Source organism: Pedobacter antarcticus (genome assembly GCF_900112985.1).
Lineage (GTDB): Bacteria > Bacteroidota > Bacteroidia > Sphingobacteriales > Sphingobacteriaceae > Pedobacter > Pedobacter antarcticus.
Genome location: NZ_FONS01000001.1, coordinates 1,070,479 through 1,088,580 on the forward strand (window position 1 = coordinate 1,070,479; position 18,102 = coordinate 1,088,580).

The 18,102-nt window shown below is 39.0% G+C and carries 20 protein-coding genes; 10 read left to right on the forward strand and 10 right to left on the reverse strand.

Annotation, left to right across the window (positions count from 1 at the left end):
- Positions 1 to 112: 112 nt before the first annotated feature.
- Together BM192_RS04830 and BM192_RS04835 are read left to right on the forward strand one after the other, a co-directional pair.
- Positions 113 to 1,315 (forward strand): LysM peptidoglycan-binding domain-containing protein, encoded by a 1,203-nt coding sequence (locus tag BM192_RS04830; protein ID WP_037441646.1) that lies wholly within the window; start codon positions 113 to 115, stop codon positions 1,313 to 1,315.
- Positions 1,302 to 1,949 (forward strand): uridine kinase family protein, encoded by a 648-nt coding sequence (locus BM192_RS04835; protein WP_037441644.1) that lies wholly within the window; start codon positions 1,302 to 1,304, stop codon positions 1,947 to 1,949. Before BM192_RS04830 ends, BM192_RS04835 begins: the two co-directional genes overlap by 14 nt.
- Here BM192_RS04835 and BM192_RS04840 read toward each other — a convergent pair.
- Genes BM192_RS04840 through BM192_RS04860 form a run of 5 tightly spaced genes read right to left on the reverse strand, consistent with a single transcriptional unit; the run spans position 1,946 to position 7,358 of the window.
- Positions 1,946 to 2,605 (reverse strand): CoA transferase subunit B, encoded by a 660-nt coding sequence (locus tag BM192_RS04840; protein WP_037441641.1) that lies wholly within the window; start codon positions 2,603 to 2,605, stop codon positions 1,946 to 1,948. The two genes, BM192_RS04835 and BM192_RS04840, sit on opposite strands and share 4 nt — an antisense overlap.
- Complete coding sequence (locus tag BM192_RS04845; RefSeq protein ID WP_037441639.1) at positions 2,595 to 3,314, reverse strand: CoA transferase subunit A; 720 nt, start codon at positions 3,312 to 3,314, stop codon at positions 2,595 to 2,597. The genes BM192_RS04840 and BM192_RS04845 overlap by 11 nt, the downstream gene beginning before the upstream one ends.
- A 60-nt stretch (positions 3,315 to 3,374) precedes the next feature.
- The gene (locus tag BM192_RS04850; RefSeq protein ID WP_037441637.1) at positions 3,375 to 4,472 is read right to left on the reverse strand and encodes a PQQ-dependent sugar dehydrogenase; all 1,098 of its coding nucleotides are present in this window, start codon (positions 4,470 to 4,472) and stop codon (positions 3,375 to 3,377) included.
- Between the two features lie 52 nt (positions 4,473 to 4,524).
- Positions 4,525 to 6,900, reverse strand: a complete 2,376-nt coding sequence (locus BM192_RS04855; protein WP_037441635.1) for an endonuclease MutS2 — start codon at positions 6,898 to 6,900, stop codon at positions 4,525 to 4,527.
- Positions 6,897 to 7,358 (reverse strand): DUF4296 domain-containing protein, encoded by a 462-nt coding sequence (locus BM192_RS04860; protein WP_081857520.1) that lies wholly within the window; start codon positions 7,356 to 7,358, stop codon positions 6,897 to 6,899. Before BM192_RS04860 ends, BM192_RS04855 begins: the two co-directional genes overlap by 4 nt.
- A 127-nt stretch (positions 7,359 to 7,485) precedes the next feature.
- Between BM192_RS04860 and BM192_RS04865 the strand changes: the two genes are divergently transcribed.
- The 5 genes from BM192_RS04865 to BM192_RS04885 are packed head-to-tail and all read left to right on the forward strand — an operon-like array spanning position 7,486 to position 11,904.
- Positions 7,486 to 8,172 (forward strand): YggS family pyridoxal phosphate-dependent enzyme, encoded by a 687-nt coding sequence (locus BM192_RS04865; protein WP_037441630.1) that lies wholly within the window; start codon positions 7,486 to 7,488, stop codon positions 8,170 to 8,172.
- A complete protein-coding gene (locus BM192_RS04870) occupies positions 8,172 to 8,639 on the forward strand; it encodes a GNAT family N-acetyltransferase (protein WP_037441628.1) in 468 nt (155 codons plus the stop codon). Before BM192_RS04865 ends, BM192_RS04870 begins: the two co-directional genes overlap by 1 nt.
- A complete protein-coding gene (locus BM192_RS04875) occupies positions 8,629 to 9,456 on the forward strand; it encodes a DUF3298 and DUF4163 domain-containing protein (RefSeq protein ID WP_037441627.1) in 828 nt (275 codons plus the stop codon). The genes BM192_RS04870 and BM192_RS04875 overlap by 11 nt, the downstream gene beginning before the upstream one ends.
- Positions 9,456 to 10,730: an aspartate kinase gene (locus BM192_RS04880; RefSeq protein WP_037441624.1), complete on the forward strand. Its 1,275-nt coding sequence runs from the start codon at positions 9,456 to 9,458 to the stop codon at positions 10,728 to 10,730. Before BM192_RS04875 ends, BM192_RS04880 begins: the two co-directional genes overlap by 1 nt.
- Positions 10,723 to 11,904 carry a class I SAM-dependent methyltransferase gene (locus BM192_RS04885; protein ID WP_037441622.1) on the forward strand — a complete coding sequence of 394 codons (1,182 nt, stop codon included), beginning with the start codon at positions 10,723 to 10,725 and terminating at the stop codon, positions 11,902 to 11,904. Before BM192_RS04880 ends, BM192_RS04885 begins: the two co-directional genes overlap by 8 nt.
- 64 nt (positions 11,905 to 11,968) lie before the next feature.
- Here BM192_RS04885 and BM192_RS04890 read toward each other — a convergent pair whose 3' ends face one another.
- From BM192_RS04890 to BM192_RS04905, 4 genes are all read right to left on the reverse strand, one after another.
- The gene (locus tag BM192_RS04890; protein ID WP_037441620.1) at positions 11,969 to 12,166 is read right to left on the reverse strand and encodes a cold-shock protein; all 198 of its coding nucleotides are present in this window, start codon (positions 12,164 to 12,166) and stop codon (positions 11,969 to 11,971) included.
- A 123-nt stretch (positions 12,167 to 12,289) separates the two neighbouring features.
- Positions 12,290 to 12,925: a peroxiredoxin gene (locus BM192_RS04895; RefSeq protein WP_037441619.1), complete on the reverse strand. Its 636-nt coding sequence runs from the start codon at positions 12,923 to 12,925 to the stop codon at positions 12,290 to 12,292.
- A gap of 180 nt (positions 12,926 to 13,105) precedes the next feature.
- A complete protein-coding gene (locus BM192_RS04900; protein ID WP_074591191.1) occupies positions 13,106 to 14,200 on the reverse strand; it encodes a S1C family serine protease in 1,095 nt (364 codons plus the stop codon).
- A complete protein-coding gene (locus tag BM192_RS04905; RefSeq protein ID WP_037441616.1) occupies positions 14,197 to 14,772 on the reverse strand; it encodes an RNA polymerase sigma factor in 576 nt (191 codons plus the stop codon). The genes BM192_RS04900 and BM192_RS04905 overlap by 4 nt, the downstream gene beginning before the upstream one ends.
- 140 nt (positions 14,773 to 14,912) lie before the next feature.
- On the opposite strand from BM192_RS04905, the gene BM192_RS04910 reads away from it, so the two are divergent.
- From BM192_RS04910 to BM192_RS04920, 3 genes are all read left to right on the forward strand, one after another.
- A complete protein-coding gene (locus BM192_RS04910) occupies positions 14,913 to 15,122 on the forward strand; it encodes a hypothetical protein (protein ID WP_037441614.1) in 210 nt (69 codons plus the stop codon).
- Between the two features lie 98 nt (positions 15,123 to 15,220).
- Complete coding sequence (purB, locus tag BM192_RS04915; RefSeq protein ID WP_037441612.1) at positions 15,221 to 16,567, forward strand: adenylosuccinate lyase; 1,347 nt, start codon at positions 15,221 to 15,223, stop codon at positions 16,565 to 16,567.
- Between the two features lie 87 nt (positions 16,568 to 16,654).
- On the forward strand, positions 16,655 to 17,206 hold the full coding sequence (locus BM192_RS04920) for a NifU family protein (protein WP_037441610.1): 552 nt from the start codon (positions 16,655 to 16,657) through the stop codon (positions 17,204 to 17,206).
- A 96-nt stretch (positions 17,207 to 17,302) separates the two neighbouring features.
- On the opposite strand, the gene BM192_RS04925 is transcribed toward BM192_RS04920, so the two are convergent.
- Positions 17,303 to 18,100, reverse strand: a complete 798-nt coding sequence (locus tag BM192_RS04925; protein WP_074591195.1) for an inositol monophosphatase family protein — start codon at positions 18,098 to 18,100, stop codon at positions 17,303 to 17,305.
- Between the last annotated feature and the right edge of the window lie 2 nt (positions 18,101 to 18,102).

Below are 18,102 nucleotides of genomic sequence, written 5' to 3' on the forward strand. Positions count from 1 at the left end.
AAAATGATCCATAATACAATAGCAATGCTTAATTTCCGTTTACTAGTCAACAATTGAGGCTTTTATTTATTATTCGTATTATTGCCTCTCTCTAATTTGAAAAAAAACATTAATGCAAAAATATTATATAGTTTTTTTATTCGCCAGTATTATAGGCGTTTCGGAAACAAAAGCGGACACCCTGAGAGATTCAATCGGGGTTGAGAACCTTAAAGGCAAAAAACTGATCGTACACCAGGTCGTAGCCAAGGATACCTATTATTCGATATCCCGGAGATATAATGTGGCTCCCAAAGAAATCATGACTTTTAATGACAATAAATACCTTTCCTTAGGTGCGATCATTAAAATTCCGACACAAATTCCATTCACCGAAGCACAGCAGTCTTCAAACAGCATTGACAATGTTAGCTCTAGCGCGACGACAACTCACACGGTTGAACCGAAAGACAATTTAAATATGCTGGCTAGAAAATACGGCACTACGGTCAACGAATTAAAACGGCTGAATGATCTGCATACTATAAACTTAAAAATCGGACAGGTCTTAATTATCCCCCAGCAGGAATCGGCAGATAACGACAAGAATACTGCTTATCCGGAAGTACCTGTGAAGACAACTATACAAACAGACCCGAAGCCTAATATTGATCCGATTTTCAAAAGACAAGATACTTCTAAAAGACAGGAAACTGTAAAAAAAACAGAAGTAACAGTTCCCGTACAACAGCCACCTGTACAAGACAGAAGAGAGATCCCCGCTAAAAACCAGCTTATTGTTCACACTGTCGCGTCTAATGAGACTATGTATTCCATTGCAACAAAATACAACCTTACACTGGATCAGCTGAAGGCTAAAAACAACTTGACTACTAATTCACTTTACGTGGGTCAGAAACTGTTGATAAACGGACAATACCCAACTGGAAATGAAATTGTTAGCCAGCGAGATAATGTAAATACAGATACGTTGGAATCAGTTAAAGACCCGTCCTTGCGTCTGCCTGCCAGCCGATATGGATTAAGCCAAATGGAGGAAAAAGGGACTGCTGCCTGGATTCAGGACCCGGATCTGGACTCTTCGAAAATGTTGGTTTTACACCGTACGGCACCTATCGGAACGGTAATAAAAATCACTAATCCGATGAGTAACCGCTCAACATTCGCAAAGGTTGTTGGTAAATTTACAGAGAATGAGTCGACAAAAGATGTTATCATTGTAATGACAAAAGCTGTTGCTGATGCTTTAGGAGCGTTAGACAAGAGGTTTTTTTGCAATTTAACATACAGTGGACAAGCGAATGAACAACAATAAACCCTATATAATAGGTGTTGCTGGAGGTAGTGGATCAGGTAAAACTTTTTTTCTTAAATGTTTTCTTCATCACTTTGCGGCAGAAGAAGTTTCTTTAATTTCTCAGGATGACTATTACCACCCAATGGAGGAGCAGGCGGTGGATGAAAACGGCTGGATTAACTTCGATTTGCCTGAGGGAATTGATGACCAGAAGTTATTGAATGACCTTAAAACCCTAATTTCAGGAGAGGCCATTACAAAAAAAGAATATACATTTAACATTAATAAAGAAAATGCGCGCATGCTTAATATCTGCAGCGCGCCTATTATTATTGTAGAGGGCTTATTTGTTTTCCATTACAAGGAACTTGCTCATCTTTTTGACATGAAAATCTTCCTGGATGCAGATGAGGAGATCACGTTAAACAGGAGAATCACAAGGGATGAGCTAGAACGAGGTTACTCCAGAGATATGATCATGTACCAATGGGCTAATCATGTTGTACCAGCTTATAATAAATACCTTTTGCCTTATAAAGGCTCTTGTAATAAGGTAATTATCAACAATTCACATGTTGCAGATGATATTATAGAGATCTCCAGGGAAATCTCTATAGAACTCAAAGAAACAATATTAAAAGATAAGATCTAATTCAGATCCATCTCTTTAACATCCGCCTCAGCGAATAATTTCCCTGAGGTGGATTGCTTGATAAAATCTACACTTACGCCGGGTGCCCTTTCTATCAAACGGAATCCACCACCCTCCATTACATCAATTACGGCGAGTTCAGTTACAATCTTCCGAATACACCTCACACCTGTTAATGGCAATGTACATTTGGGAAGAAGCTTGCTCTCCCCCGCTTTATTGATATGTTGCATCGCAACGATAATATTCTTAGCCGAAGCGACCAGATCCATCGCACCACCCATCCCCTTCACCATTTTCCCCGGTATTTTCCAGTTTGCAATATCTCCCTGTTCAGACACTTCCATTGCTCCAAGTATCGTCAGATCTATTTTCTGACTGCGGATCATTCCAAAACTCATGGCAGAGTCAAAAATGGAAGACCCGGGTAGCGTGGTAATTGTTTGTTTTCCTGCATTGATCAGATCCGCATCTTCTTCACCTTCTATTGGAAATGGTCCCATTCCAAGTAAACCGTTCTCAGACTGCAAAACGATATTCATTCCCTCTGGGATATAGTTGGCAACAAGCGTAGGAATTCCAATTCCTAGGTTCACGTAGTAACCATCCTTGATTTCTTTAGCGATTCTTCTCGCTATTCCATTTTTATCCAACATATTTTGTTTCGCTTTTTGATCTAACGGTCCGCTGTTCAATTCTCTTTTCATAATCCTCACCCTGAAAAATGCGGTGTACATATACTCCAGGTGTATGAATGTGGTCTGGGTCCAGTTCTCCGGGCTGTACAAGTTCTTCGACTTCCGCAATTGTAATCTTGCCTGCCATAGCCATCACAGGATTAAAATTACGGCTTGTAGATCTAAAAATAAGGTTTCCCGCAGTATCACCCTTCCATGCCTTCACCAGTGCGAAATCTGCTTCAAAAGCATATTCCATTAAGTAATCCTTCCCATTAAAATTTCTGGTTTCTTTTCCATCAGCCACTTCTGTACCTACTCCGGCAGGTGTATAAATGGCCGGCATACCATATCCTGCGGCCATGCACCTTGTCGCCAGTGTTCCCTGCGGAATCAGTTCGACCTCAAGTTCGCCGCTAAGTAGCTGACGCTCAAATTCTGCATTTTCACCGACATAAGAAGATATCATTTTTTTCACCTGCCTGGACTTTAATAATAATCCGATACCGAAATCATCGACACCGGCATTATTGGAAATACAGGTCAGCTGAGCGGTTCCTTTACGTACCAGGGCGGCAATACAGTTTTCAGGAATACCACATAACCCAAATCCACCCAGCATCAGTGTATTTCCATCTTTAATATCACGGATTGCTTCATCGGCACCCGACACTTGCTTATTGATCATATATTTGGTTTAATCGCTAAAATATAGATAATTAATAGGGAGAACAAATAAAAAAGCCTATTAAAGTGGGGATACACGAATAACCATATCTCTATTCCCATTGCTTGTTGCCAAATAAACTTTTCCATCAGGAGACTGACAAATAGCCCGTAATCTTCCGAATTCGCCCTGAAAATATGATTTAACCGATTCTATACGTGTACCTGTATCATCTAGCTTTAACTGCAACATCGAGGTGCCTTTCAAAGCTACCACTAACAAAGAATTCTTCCACTGCGGTATTAAATCGTGATGATAGTAAATTAGACCAGAAGGCGCTATGGTAGGTGTCCACGTATATAGCGGTTCTACAATGGCCTTACTGGTACAGAATACTTTTTCTTGTGATGTATTACAAAAACCTGTAACATCTGGCCAGCCATAGTTCATTCCTTTTCGAATCAAATTAATCTCATCATCTGTATCCGGGCCGTGTTCAGAAGAATATAATTTATCGTTGGTTAAAGCTAACCCTTGTGCATTTCTATGTCCTGTAGACCAAACTGCATTGCCGGGAAAAGGATTATCAGCAGGTATAGATCCATCAAGATTAATACGCAGAATTTTGCCAGAAAGACTATTGTTTTGCTGTGCATTAGAAGGTACGCCCGCATCGCCTGTAGTAATCAGCAATTTCTCGTCGGCAGTAATCAACAACCTGGAGCCATTATGATTCGCAGCAGCGGGGATATGATCCAACAAAATTTTGGGGTCGCTCAGTGTCGAATTTTTATAAGAGAAACGGACAACCTTCCCCTGATAGTTATTTCCAGAGCCATAGTCATATACTACATAGACATATGGATTGCTTTCAAAATTCGGATGGAGTACCATACCTAACAAGCCACCTTCACCAATGCTATTTACTTCAGGAATTGTGTGTAGCAGGCTGACGACACCATTATTAGGATTTAGCCGGCTGATTTTCCCCGATCTTTCTGTTAACCAGATCATTTCATCCGGTCCATATACAATTTCCCAGGGATGTTGTAAAGATTGAGCTAGAATCTCAGACTGGAGTTCTAAGGCAGGTGGTGTAGGGAGACCTTCGTTGTCTTTGCTTTTCTCGCAGGACTGCAGCAGTAAAAACAAAAACAGAAAAGTAAAAATAATTTTCATTTGCACAGGTGTTTAACACACAAACACCTGTGCTGAAATTATGTTTAAAACATTAATTAAAATATACGTAGGTGATCCCATCGCCGCCACGATCGGCATGCTCATCCTCCATACGATTGACTTGCTTGTACTTACGCAAGTATTCCCTAATCATTTTACGCAGTATGCCATCCCCTTTTCCATGAATCAACTTAATAAATGGAAAGCCCATCATGATTGATTTATCCATATACTTTTCTACCTCCTGAATCGCTGCTTCCGCACGCATTCCCCGCAGATCTAATTCTGCACTGAAATTACCAATAGCATCAGAGATTCTACCGGAGAAAGAATTGGACTGCACGAGTTTTTTAATCTGCTTATTACTTATTTTCTGAACTCTGTCTTTCTTAACTACTGAACGCAGATCTCCCAAAGCAAGAACAAGGTTTCCTCTGTTAATCTCCAGAACCTGGCCAGTCGTATCACTATTAAGCAATTGTACCCAATCTCCTACTTCGATAGGAGTGTTTAAAGGTTCGGCTACTTTAACCACCTTTTTTTCTTCCTTCACCTGATGCTGAACGAGTTCTTTATGTAAATTCTGTCGCAATTGGCGTGTTGCTTCTTTATCAGCCTGGTTCTCCTTTATACCTGCAATGGTATTTTCAACAAGTTTATTAGCGTTCTTAATGATTGTCTGTGCTTCAAGTTTTGCTTCCCGAATTAGAGTTCTGCGATTTTCTTCGAGGAATTCCTGTAATTTCTCATTTTCAGAAACCAAGTTTTTCACTTTATTCTGTTGCGTAGACAGTTGAATTTTAGTATCATAGATCTGCTTTTTCTCCCGCTCCAAGTCGACTAATAAGCTGTCAATTCTATTCTGATTCGTTCCAGTTTTCTCACGAGCTAATGCCAGGACTTCGGGCTGCAAACCAATATTCTGCGCTATTTCAAATGCATATGAACTACCTGGCTTACCGATTTCCAGAACATACATGGGTTTCATTCGATCATTATCAAATAACATCGATGCATTTTCCAGACCCGGTGTATTACCCGCAAAGAGTTTCAGATTGGAATAGTGAGTTGTAATTACGCCTCTAACTTTTCTTTTATTCAGAACTTCCAGAACCGCCTCAGCCATTGGACCACCAAACTGCGGATCAGTTCCGGTACCAAATTCGTCGATCATTACCAGTGTTTTCGGCGTAGCATGTGCAACAAAGTAACGCATTTTAGTTAGATGGGCACTGTAAGTACTCAAGTCACTCTCAATACTTTGATCGTCACCGATATCCGCAAAAATATTTTCAAATACTCCCACTTCACTGGATTCATGTACGGGAATTAACAAGCCTGTCTGCACCATAAGCTGCAGCAGTCCAACCGTTTTCATACAGACCGACTTTCCACCTGCATTTGGTCCCGATACAAGAATAATACGCATATCTGCATTCATATGCATATTCAGCGGAACCACCGTCTTTTTATCTTCTTTAAAAGAAAGGTAAAGTAATGGATGTCTGGCATTAATTAGCTTGATTCTTGGTTCAGTAACCAGTACCGGCATATCCGCTTCTACCTCAATGGCAAACAAAGCTTTGGCCCTTACAAAATCCAGTTTAGTCAGGAAACCGTGGTAAGAGATAAGTAACGGCTGATAAGGTCTTAATTCATCGGTCAATGCAATCAATATCCGTATAATTTCCCTCCTCTTATCGAACTCCAGGTCTCTGATCTTATTATTCAGTGTAAAAACCTCTTCCGGCTCGAGATAAACTGTCTGGCCGCTGGCAGACTCATCGTGAATAAACCCCTTAAGTTTCCTTTTATTCTCGGCCAATATAGGAATACATATTCTGCCGTCCCTTACAGTCAGACTACCATCGGCTACCCAGTTACTGGATACTGCCTGCTTGTAAATACTATCCATCCGCTTACGGACTTCCTGTTCAGCTTTAGATATTTCAGCAGTGATTTCCTGGAGCTTTGCAGATGCATTAGGTTTGATTTTTCCTTTCGGATCCAATACAGCCTCGATTTTCCTAAGTATAGTTTTTTCTACAGGAAGATGTTCGAAAAGTGCTTCCAGATTAGGATATACTTCTTTTCTTTCTTCAAAAAAACGCAATACAGAAAAAACCGTCTGTAAAGAGAGGTAGATCTGAAACAATTCTTCCTCCATTAAATAACTTCCTTCTACACGGATCTTATCCGCGAGCGATTTAATATCATAAAAGGAACTGATCTGTAACGGTTCCTGATTTTCCAGGATACTTTTAAATTCTTTGGTTTGCCTCAAAAATTTGTTAATCTGGTCATATTTGGTCATGACCTGCATTTTGCTAACCATATATTGGCCCATCGGGCTCAGGCAATGCTTATACAGCAATTCCCGGACTTCACTAAATCCTAATCTGTCTAAACAATTCTCGGGATATATCATCTTAATCGTACCTTTTTAGCACTGTCGGTTTTCAAAGGTTTCAATCTTTTTTTAACCCTGTCCAGGCTGTCTTGTTTTAATTTTTTAACCTTGTCTTCACGAATCTTCTTCCGTTTTTCCTCGGCTTTATCTTCCACTTCTTTTACCTTTTTAAGTCTCTCAGAAACCTTATTATAAACACCACTCAGCAATTCAGGTTCCTTATAATAGTAATCCAGACTTATGGAATACAACGCAGAGTCTACATGGTACTTCTTGTAAATTCCATTATACCAGGCAGCACTGACTTTTCTTGCAGAATCCTGTCCGGGAACAGAAGAAATATAACCATCTGCAAGATGCATATCATATAATATATCAGACATCTGGTCGGGTTGAATAAATTCTTTTGGAACCTTCGAAGATTCACAGGCGGCCAGAATGACAGCCATCAAACAGGCGTAGCACAAATATTTCATGTTATGGCTTATTTTCTATAAAAATTGTGGAGCAGCGGGCCGGGAAGCATACATACGCTCAGGTAAAACATTAATTTTTCTTAGCTATTTGGGCTAAGGTTGTTAATTTTACCAAAAATACTGATAAATGAGCATAGCAGACAACTTATTGAAATATAAAAAAGAATTAGAAGGTGAGGGCGTAGAATTAATAGCTGTATCTAAATTCAATAACGCAACGGCCGTACAAGAGGCCTATGACGCCGGACAGCGTATTTTCGGCGAAAATATCGTTCAGGAATTGGTTGAGAAACAAGAGACACTTCCGAAAGATATCCAGTGGCATATGATCGGTCACCTGCAAACCAATAAGGTGAAATATATTGCGCCGTTCATCAGTCTGATACAATCAGTAGATAGCCTAAAACTACTTATCGAGATCAATAAACAAGCTTTAAAAAATAAACGGGTAATTGACTGCCTGCTGCAGATCTATATCGCAGATGAGGAAACCAAATTCGGACTGGATCATGCTGAGGCTGTGGAGTTATTAATGAGCGAAGAATATCTTGCTATGGAGAATATAAGAATAACAGGTCTGATGGGCATTGCTAGTAATCAGGCTAGTGATAAGCAGACTAAGGATGAGTTTCAGGAATTAAAAGTTCTCTTCGATGGTATCAAAGTTAGTTTTTTTCGTAAAATTGACACTTTCAAAGAGTTATCTATGGGTATGTCAGGCGATTATAAACTAGCCATAGAAGAGGGTTCAACTATGATCCGCGTGGGAAGCAGTATTTTCGGAACACGTAAAATTAAAGCCCCTAAAGCCTAATGGAAATAAACTTAAGATTTGCCGAGAAGGCCGATTGTCCTCGTTTATTAGAGTTAATACATGAGCTTGCCTTATTTGAGAAAGCTCCTCAAGAAGTGACTGTAACTTTAGAAGAGTTTCAAGATGCAGGCTTCGGTAAAGATCCTGTCTGGAAAGCTTTTGTTGCTGAAGATGAAGATGGCATTCATGGTATGGCTTTATATTACGTGAGGTATTCGACGTGGAAAGGTAAAAGACTATATCTCGAAGATTTTTTAGTTACCGAATCCAAACGTGGCACAGGAATTGGAAAATTATTGTTCGAACGGGTAATTGAGGAAGCCAGAACCCAAAAATTTAACGGAATGAACTGGCAGGTCCTCGACTGGAATGAACCAGCAATCCGTTTCTATAAAAAATACCAGGCTGACCTTGAGGCAGACTGGTTAAATGCTTCATTTACAAAATCCAAACTTTATGAAAACTAAAAGCATTGCCGGATTAATTTTATTGACAGGCCTGTATGCCTGCACATCCAATACACCTAAAGGAAAAAATACAGCCGATCAATCCACTGAGACCGTTAGCCTGACAGATACCTTAAAGTATAAATTCGACTCGGTTAAGGTTGTCAGTACCAGTAAATTACTTGGTGAAGGAGCAAATCAGGAACCAACAACGGCAAAAGTCATATTTCCTGTATTTAATACGGAAAGTGTAAATCAGTATGTCACTAACGAAGTTCTGTCCTTAAGCGGAAAAAAATTACAATTTAAGACTTACAATGAGTTAACGGCAGGGTTCATTAAAGAATTCGATGTCTTTAACACCAAGGATAACAATCCAAACGGCAACTCCTGGTTTGAATATATCGATTTAAAAGTAGCAGCAAACTATCCGAATTATCTGTCTCTTAAATTCACTTATTCCGAATATAAAGGTGGTGCACATCCAAATACGTTATTCTCCTATTTAAATTACAATCCCCAATCTGGTAAAGTTATCACACTGGACTCATTGGTTAAGACAGATTCCAAAACACAATTGGTTGCAGTTGCGGAGAAGATATTTAGGAAGAATGAAAAATTAAGTACTACAGCCAGCCTATCTGACGGATACTTTTTTGATGGGGGAAAGTTCGCTTTAGCACAAACATTTACACTCACTCCTGACGGCCTTATGTTCCTTTACAACCCCTATGAGATTAAGCCCTATGCAGCTGGTGTCACAGAATTAATTATCCCTTATTCACAGATTAAAGAGTTTCTAAAACCTGCTTCAGTCTTAAACAATTTCATCCACTAATGGAAGTATACAAATTCGGCGGTGCCTCAGTATTCAATGCCGCTGCGATAAAAAATATGGCGGGAATTATCAGGGCTACTGCTCCTGAGAAATTACTGGTCGTAGTTTCTGCAATTGGCAAAACCACTAATAAACTGGAAGAACTTGCCTATGCCTATATCAACGGAGAAGAGCGCGCAACAACAATTCTGGAAGAAGTAAAAACTGCTCATTTTCAAATTATCGAGGAGCTTTTTGACAATCCTACACAACCCGTTATCAATGAGATAGCCAATACTTTTGTGGAGATTGAATGGTTGCTGGAAGAAGAAGCCAACGATTCAGCAGAATATATTTACGATCAGATTGTATCTGTAGGAGAACTCTTATCGACACGGATTGTGGCAGCCTATCTTCAACAAGATGGCGTTAAAGCGGTATGGGTAGACGCGAGAAACTACATTAAGACAGATAACAGTTATAGAGAAGGCATAGTGGACTGGGAAGAAACCAAGTCCGGAATTGTACAGGATCTTGCCCCGCTTTTACAGACATCCGTTGTAGTCACGCAAGGCTTCATTGGCGGTACAAGTGAGAATTTCACGACTACACTGGGCAGAGAAGGTTCAGATTATTCCGCAGCCATCTTTTGCTCTTGCCTAGATGCCAGGGCGCTAACTATATGGAAAGATGTACCCGGCGTCTTAAATGCCGATCCGAAATGGTTTGACCAGACACAAATGATCCCGCAGCTTTCCTATCATGATGCGATTGAACTAACGTATTATGGTGCCACGGTAATCCATCCAAAAACCATTAAACCGCTGCAGAACAAAAATATACCACTATACGTCAGATCGTTTATTGAGCCTGAAGGGGCAGGTACTGTCATTGACCAGCAAACCAGTCCTTTACCTGTTCCGTCTTTTATATTTAAGGTCGATCAGGTTTTGATTTCAATTTTACCTAAAGATTTCTCTTTTATTATAGAAGAAAACCTGAGTCATATATTTAACCTTTTTCATCAGCATAAGGTTAAAGTAAATACCATGCTGAATTCTGCTTTAAGCTTTTCCGTAAGCGTAGATCAGGATAAAGACAAAATAAGCCAGCTGATCCAGGCATTGTCCGCAGATTACAAAGTGAAATATAACGAAGGCCTTGAGCTCGTCACTATTCGTTATTACAATCAGGACACTATAAACCGCGTTAGCACAAATAAAAACATCCTACTGGAAGTAAAAAGCAGAAATACCTGTCAGATGGTAATGAAAGATAAATCAGCCAGTGAATAAAGCCATTCTTCAGCCGCAGGTGCAGGACTTTTTATTTGAGAATTCATCCCTGGATGTAAACCAAGTTGCTTTGTCAAAAAGTTCCTTTCCGGGTATCAGCGGACAGGAACTATCCATGCAGCTAGCTTCTCGTAAAAAGGCAGAAAAAAAGCTTCCTGACTGGTTCAAGACTAAAGGAGTGTACTATCCCCCGCTACTGTCCATGGAACAATGTTCTTCGGAGACTACAGCTGAATTTAAAGCGACCTTAGTTAAGGGCGAAAGCTTAATAGACCTTACAGGTGGATTTGGGGTTGATTGTTATTACTTCGCTAGAAAATTTAGTACAGTAATACACTGCGAGTATAATGCAGCATTGTCTGATATTGCCGCATCGAATGCACACCCGCTTCAGGAAAAAAACATTCAGTTTATAAATGGCGATGGGATTGAATATCTAAAAGCATCAAATGCCCAGTTTGACTGTATCTATCTGGACCCTGCAAGAAGAGCTGCAGGCAGTAAAGTATTTCAGTTAAAAGACTGCAGTCCTGATGTAGTTCAGCACCTCGGTTTATTATTGAGCAGAAGTAATCAGGTGATGATTAAAACTGCGCCGCTTCTGGATATTTCAGCCGGACTAAAGGAACTGACAAATGTCGCTGAAGTGCATATTATCAGTGTAAAAAATGAGTGCAAAGAACTGATCTGGATTCTGAAAAGAGATTTCCAAGGCAGTCCAGAGATTGTAGCACATACCATTAACGATCAGATTAAACATTTCAGCTTTCGTAGAGGTGAGGAAAAGATCGTTGCTCCTGAAGAAGAACCAGTTCAGGGCCACTATCTCTACGAACCGGATGTTGCGTTACTTAAAAGCGGCGCATTTCAGCTAATAGCAGAACGATATGGCTTATATAGAATTCATCCCCAGACTCAGCTCTATCACTCCGTTGAATTACAATCTCAGTTTCCAGGACGGATATTCAAGATCGATTCTATTAAAACCGCAGGTGAACTCAAGAAAGAAAAAGGATTAATGGGAAATGTAATAGTTAGAAATTACCCGGATAAGGCAGCTGCTTTAGTTTCTAAGTATCGTATTCAGCCGGAAGATCATATTTTCTATCTTTTTACACAGAGTACTAAAAAAGGAAAAATAATCATTAAAGCACGGATCATTCAGCACTATTAGAAAAAATAATCACAAAAGCCTCACCTTATTTATATTAAGGTGAGGCTTTTGTGTATGGCATGGATCAGACTTTTTTAACATGCACTGCCTGCAGCCCTTTTTTACCTTCGGCAACTTCGAATTCTACCTCATCATTTTCTTTCAGACTTTCTATGCCCCCGGCGACGTCTTTGAAGTGAACGAAAATGTCTTTATTACCTTCATAAACTATAAATCCATAACCCTTTTGCGTGTCGAACCATTTTACTCTTCCGGTACTCATAATGCTAATTGTAAAAATTAATAATTTCTTGCCTTAACCTGTTCATCAGGCAGATTTTAAACTCTTTTGAATTTTAAAATTCCGTTATATTAAATTTAAAAAAAACCAATAAGTTTTGAAAAATTATTTATTAGGTTGCGGAGTAGTACGCAGATAAGGTTTGATCACTTTATGGCCTTTCGGAAATTTAGCAGGAATATCTTCAGTTTTGATACTGTTCATTACGACTACATCGTCACCATCTTTCCAGTCTGCAGGAGTAGCTACACTATACTTTGCCGTTAATTGCAGAGAGTCAATTACCCTTAATACCTCATCAAAATTTCTACCTGTGGAAGCCGGATAAGTTAACATAAGTTTTATTTTCTTATCTGGTGAGATGATAAACAAAGAACGCACTGTAAGTGTCTCAGATGCATTTGGATGAATCATGTCGTATAGGTTGGCCACTTCTTTCTCTTCATCTGCGATAATTGGAAATTCAACCTCCGTATTTTGTGTTTCATTAATATCGTTGATCCAGCCTTGATGCGACTCAACTGAATCTACACTCAGGGCGATGACCTTGACCCCTCTTTTTTCAAACTCTCCTTTTAAAGAAGCTGTACGTCCAAGTTCTGTAGTACATACCGGAGTATAATCTGCAGGATGAGAAAAAATGACACCCCAGTTATCACCCAGAAATTCATAAAAATCAATGTCACCAATTGATGTTTTAGCGTTAAAATTGGGAGCTATATCTCCTATTCTGATACTCATAATATATAATTTAATTGAATATGATCATTTTAATTACTACTAATGTAGTAGATATTGAATGGAAAAACAAAGAAATACAACTGGATTTTACATTTGTCCGCTGACTATGACTTTCCTGATATAAAAGACAAAAAAAAGCCCGGCACAAATGCACCGGGCTTTCCAATAAAAAAATTAAAATTAATTATAGACCTTAATCATATAAACATAGTCTTCGATCTTTTCAATCTGTCTGGTTCTATTAAGACCTTGCAAAGGATTCTTTTTAGAAAAAGCTACCTTTTTACCCAAGGAGTCTTGTGGAATCGCATTTAATGCCTCCAGAATATATTTAGATTTGATCGCAAAAGCGGCACCTTCAACCTGATTCTCTTTAGCTGTAATTACACCAATGATATTACCCTGATTATCAAGTAATGGACCTCCGCTGTTTCCTGGATTAATAGGAATAGAAACCTGGTATTGTGTAGTATCTCCGCCATGTCCGGTTCTGGAACTTACGTAACCTTCGCCAAGAACCGCATCATCTTTAGGGAAACCTAATGTATATACATTTTCTCCCATGCCAATTGCATTCTTTTTAAGTTTGTAAGGCAAAGTTGCAAGTGGGCTGAATGATTCATCAATAATTTTAAGAATCGCAATATCATACTGTGGATCACGATAAACAACCTTTACTTTATAAGAATCACCTTTATTATTTTGTACATAGATTGAATCAGCATCCCGGATCACATGGAAGTTAGTACATAAATAACCATTTGCAGTTAAAGCAAAACCGGTACCGCCAAACTTAGCCGCGTTCAAATGACCTTTTTCCTGTTTGGCAGGAGCATTTAATGACCGGACGAGTTTATTCTGACTGTTTTTAATATTTGTAATTTCCCTGCGCATTACCTCATAAGTACCGTTCTGTTTGGTATTATGTTGTATAGAATAGATCGAAAATATACTGATAAGCAGAAAAGAAGCCGCAATAGCAAAAGCAGATTTATTTTTACGCCACATGTTCACTATATAAGAAGGATGCGGTTTGTATTCCTCTATAAGGCTTTCCATATCCATTTCTGCATGCGCCTTATCCATTTTCTGAATTAAGGAATGCATATCTCCATATTGCTTCAGAGAGTCTAAGAAGAATTTATGTGCAACTACTTTATGATCCACAGCAGGATCATTTACCCGCAGCAGCTCAAAGCCTTCTTTTTCTTCCGGGGATAATTTACCCAATAGGTAATCTTCAATAATTGCTTCTAATTCTATCTCGTTCCTCATGCCGTGTCAGGTTTGAAAAATAACTTCTTTAATCTTTGCAAGCATTTATATTTTTGAGTCTTGGCATTATCCGTATTGGTATAGCCAAACTTCTCGCAAATATCCTGCATGCTGAGATTGTTAATATAAAAATCCTGAATAATTGTTTTGCAGGGTTCGCCCAGATTTTTCAATGCTGAACCCATTTTCTCAAATTGAAGATCTTTTTCTTCGTGCTCCTCTACATCAACATCAACTGCGATTACATCTTCAAAATCCGAAACATTACCGGTTGTTTTACTTTGCTGTGCAAGTTTTTTCAACCAGATTCTTCTGCATACGGAATAAATATATGTTTTCAGTTTACTGCTTAATTCGAAATCTCCGCTCTTTATCTTGTTATATAATATAATAATAGCTTCCTGATACACATCCTTCGCGTCGTCTTCATCCCCATTATTATTCAAGATCAGTTGCAAAATCATCGGAAAATATCCGATGTACAACCTGTTGAGCACATCTTCCGAGTTATTCAGTATACCTAAAACTACCTCTCTATCTGTTGGAACTGAACTGCTTAACTTATTACTCACTATTAATACATTTATATGTAAATGGTAACCCAATATTAGACAAAAAAAAACTTTAATCTTTTTTTTAAAAAGCTGGGTTACCTTTTGGCCTTTGGGGTATTAATCTGTAAAATTAATTAATTATTTTAAACAGTATTCAAATGAAAAACTTATTTAAATTCGGCTTTTTAGCTTTAGCAATCTCTTTATCAGTAGCAGCATGTAACTCAGAAAACAAAGCTGAAGCAGTAGATACAACTGTAACTGATTCTTCAACTATCGTTACTGACGTTGATACTACAGTTAAAGATTCTACAGTTCAAGATACTGCTGTTAAAACTACTACTACTGAAGTTAAACCAGCTCACTAAGCTAGAATTACCCTTATAAAAAGGCTTTGGATCAATCCAAAGCCTTTTTTTTTGACATAGATTTGGGTATCTTTGGGCAGTAAAAAACAAACCCATTCATGAATTTATCTTCACTTCAGGCCATCTCCCCGGTCGACGGACGCTACAGAAGCACCACTCAGGATCTGGCAAAGTACTTTTCAGAGTCTGCACTGATCAAATACAGAATTTATGTAGAGATTGAATATTTCATCGCTCTTTGTGAAACAGGACTTGCTGGTTTAAGCAGTTTCGACCGTTCGAACTATGGTAAACTTCGTGAAATCTTCACAGGGTTTAGCGATGCAGATGCGCAGGAAGTAAAGGATACTGAAAAAGTAACAAACCATGATGTTAAGGCAGTAGAATATTTTATTAAAAAACGTTTTGATAACCTGGGTCTTCAGGAATTCAAAGAATTTATTCATTTTGGCCTGACATCTCAAGATATCAATAATACGGCCATCCCTTATACTTTTAAACTTGCTTTAGCTGAAGTATATTATCCGCAGATTACCAAACTGATTGAAAGGATCAAAGAACTCGCTGCTGACTGGAAAGATGTACCACTTTTAGCCCATACTCATGGACAGCCTGCTTCCCCTACTAAATTGGGTAAGGAATTTCTGGTTTTTGCAGAGAGACTTGAAATACAACTGGCAAGCCTTAAGCAAATTCCAAACAGTGCAAAATTTGGCGGAGCTACCGGAAATTTCAATGCACACCACATTGCGTACCCACAAATCAGCTGGGTAGAATTCAGTAACCAGTTCGTCAATGAAACACTGGGGCTGAGCCGTGCGCAGCACACCACGCAAATTGAACATTACGATCAGTTTGCCGCACAATGCGATGCGCTGAAAAGAATTAATACGATTATAGTAGATATGGACCGCGATATCTGGGCGTATATCTCCAAAAACTATTTCAAACAGAAGATTAAAGAAGGAGAAGTTGGATCTTCAGCAATGCCGCATAAAGTTAACCCGATTGACTTTGAAAATGCAGAAGGTAATGCCGGATTAGCGAATGCGCTTTTTGAATTTTTTGCTGCTAAACTTCCAGTTTCCAGATTACAAAGAGATCTAACGGATTCTACAGTTTTAAGAAACGTAGGTGTTCCATTAGCCCATACTATGATTACCATAGCTTCTACAATTAAAGGATTGAATAAATTATTGCTGAATGAAGAAGCTATTGCGGCCGACCTGGAAAATAACTGGGCAGTGGTGGCGGAAGCTATTCAAACTGTATTGCGCAGAGAAGCTTATCCAAATCCTTACGAGGCCTTAAAAGACCTTACACGTACCAACCAGAAGATAACAGCACACACTATGGCAGAATTTATTGACGGACTTCAAATTAATGAGGATCTGAAAGCAGAGCTGAAACAAATCACGCCATTTAACTATACCGGAGTATTTTAGAATCATTTTAAAGATAATGACCTAAAACAGACACCGATATCTGCGTTTGAATGACGAATTATATATTTTTGTAAGAAAAAACAGACCATGACTATTAACGTATATACAGAACAAACACCAAATCCTGCTACCATGAAGTTCATGGTAAATAAGCTTCTAATTAACGGCAGCGAGGATTTTGCAACAAAGGAAAGCGCGGCAATCTCTCCATTTGCTTCTGAATTATTCAAGTTTAATTTCGTTAACGGCGTGTTTTTCGCAAGTAATTTCGTGACGATTACCAAAACTGAAGATGCAGAATGGGCAGATATCGAACCGATTCTCAAAGAATTCGTAAAAGGTGCTGTGGAATCAGAATATAAAATCAAAGAGGTTACAGCCGAAGAAGCTCCAGCATTTGAAGGAACTGATCTGGAAAAGAAAATTCAGCAGATTCTATTTGATTATGTCCGTCCGGCAGTAGAGCAGGATGGCGGCGCGATCAGCTATAAATCTTTTGATGAAGGCGTAGTTACAGTAGAACTACGTGGATCATGCAGTGGATGTCCGTCGTCTACGATCACTTTAAAATCCGGTATCCAGAACTTATTACAACGTATGGTGCCTGAGGTCAAAGAAGTTGTATCCAACGCAATGTAAAATCCATCTTAAGGAGTATAAAAAAAGCGTGTTATCGAACGATAACACGCTTTTTTTATACTCTTTCTATAGCACAGATCTCATTTAATAAACAGATCAGGCTTTATTAAAATGCTTTCCAATTGCCGATAAAATTTCCTGATCAATCAGACCATTCGTAGCGAGTATTTCCCTTTTTTGAATAAATTCAGGTCCACCGCTAAAATTCATTACCTGTCCGCCTGCCTGTTTAACGAGAAAAGCACCGCCAGCCACATCGTATGAATTCAGATTATATTCAAAAAAAGCATCAAAACGTCCACATGCTACATAGGCGAGATCTACCGCAGCAGAGCCCATTCTTCTCAAACCATGTGTTTGCTGCATTAGTTCAGCGAGTAACTTCATATATTCCTGTTGCTGATCAAACTGATAGTAAGGAAATCCAGTCGCAAGCAAAGTATCACTTAGCCTGTTACGTTGAGAAACACGTATCACTTTATTATTTAAAAAAGCCGGAGCACCCTGATAGCTGTAGAACATCTCTCCGCGGTTAATTTCATATACCACACCGAGTACAGGCTCCTCCCCTTCATAAAGCGCAATGCTGATAGAATAAACGGGTACACCGTGAATAAAGTTAGTGGTACCATCCAGAGGATCAATTATCCAGTTAAATGTAGCACCCTTCTTTTGACTCGTACCCTCTTCTGTCACGAAACCGGCTTCAGGTATTAAAGTAGACAGATTATCTACCAGATGTTGCTCCGCAGTTTTATCCACGTAAGAAACTAGATCATTTAATCCCTTCGTTTCAATGCTACTCGCGCTGAAATTCATAGACTCTTTTCTGATAAAGTTTCCGACAAGACGCGTAATCGCGATCACCTTGGTGCTTAATAATTCGTAATTCAATT

What these genes read in the sequence shown, in the direction of transcription:
- BM192_RS04850 (WP_037441637.1), bottom strand. Translation starts at nt 4,472, where the DNA reads ATGAAAATTATTTTTACTTTTCTGTTTTTGTTTTTACTGCTGCAGTCC.
- BM192_RS04855 (WP_037441635.1), bottom strand. Translation starts at nt 6,900, where the DNA reads ATGATATATCCCGAGAATTGTTTAGACAGATTAGGATTTAGTGAAGTC.
- BM192_RS04920 (WP_037441610.1), top strand. Translation starts at nt 16,655, where the DNA reads ATGACTATTAACGTATATACAGAACAAACACCAAATCCTGCTACCATG.
- BM192_RS04880 (WP_037441624.1), top strand. Translation starts at nt 9,456, where the DNA reads ATGGAAGTATACAAATTCGGCGGTGCCTCAGTATTCAATGCCGCTGCG.
- BM192_RS04845 (WP_037441639.1), bottom strand. Translation starts at nt 3,314, where the DNA reads ATGATCAATAAGCAAGTGTCGGGTGCCGATGAAGCAATCCGTGATATT.
- BM192_RS04870 (WP_037441628.1), top strand. Translation starts at nt 8,172, where the DNA reads ATGGAAATAAACTTAAGATTTGCCGAGAAGGCCGATTGTCCTCGTTTA.
- BM192_RS04890 (WP_037441620.1), bottom strand. Translation starts at nt 12,166, where the DNA reads ATGAGTACCGGAAGAGTAAAATGGTTCGACACGCAAAAGGGTTATGGA.
- BM192_RS04865 (WP_037441630.1), top strand. Translation starts at nt 7,486, where the DNA reads ATGAGCATAGCAGACAACTTATTGAAATATAAAAAAGAATTAGAAGGT.
- BM192_RS04860 (WP_081857520.1), bottom strand. Translation starts at nt 7,358, where the DNA reads ATGAAATATTTGTGCTACGCCTGTTTGATGGCTGTCATTCTGGCCGCC.
- purB (WP_037441612.1), top strand. Translation starts at nt 15,221, where the DNA reads ATGAATTTATCTTCACTTCAGGCCATCTCCCCGGTCGACGGACGCTAC.
- BM192_RS04840 (WP_037441641.1), bottom strand. Translation starts at nt 2,605, where the DNA reads ATGTTGGATAAAAATGGAATAGCGAGAAGAATCGCTAAAGAAATCAAG.
- BM192_RS04830 (WP_037441646.1), top strand. Translation starts at nt 113, where the DNA reads ATGCAAAAATATTATATAGTTTTTTTATTCGCCAGTATTATAGGCGTT.
- BM192_RS04900 (WP_074591191.1), bottom strand. Translation starts at nt 14,200, where the DNA reads ATGAGGAACGAGATAGAATTAGAAGCAATTATTGAAGATTACCTATTG.
- BM192_RS04835 (WP_037441644.1), top strand. Translation starts at nt 1,302, where the DNA reads ATGAACAACAATAAACCCTATATAATAGGTGTTGCTGGAGGTAGTGGA.
- BM192_RS04875 (WP_037441627.1), top strand. Translation starts at nt 8,629, where the DNA reads ATGAAAACTAAAAGCATTGCCGGATTAATTTTATTGACAGGCCTGTAT.
- BM192_RS04895 (WP_037441619.1), bottom strand. Translation starts at nt 12,925, where the DNA reads ATGAGTATCAGAATAGGAGATATAGCTCCCAATTTTAACGCTAAAACA.
- BM192_RS04910 (WP_037441614.1), top strand. Translation starts at nt 14,913, where the DNA reads ATGAAAAACTTATTTAAATTCGGCTTTTTAGCTTTAGCAATCTCTTTA.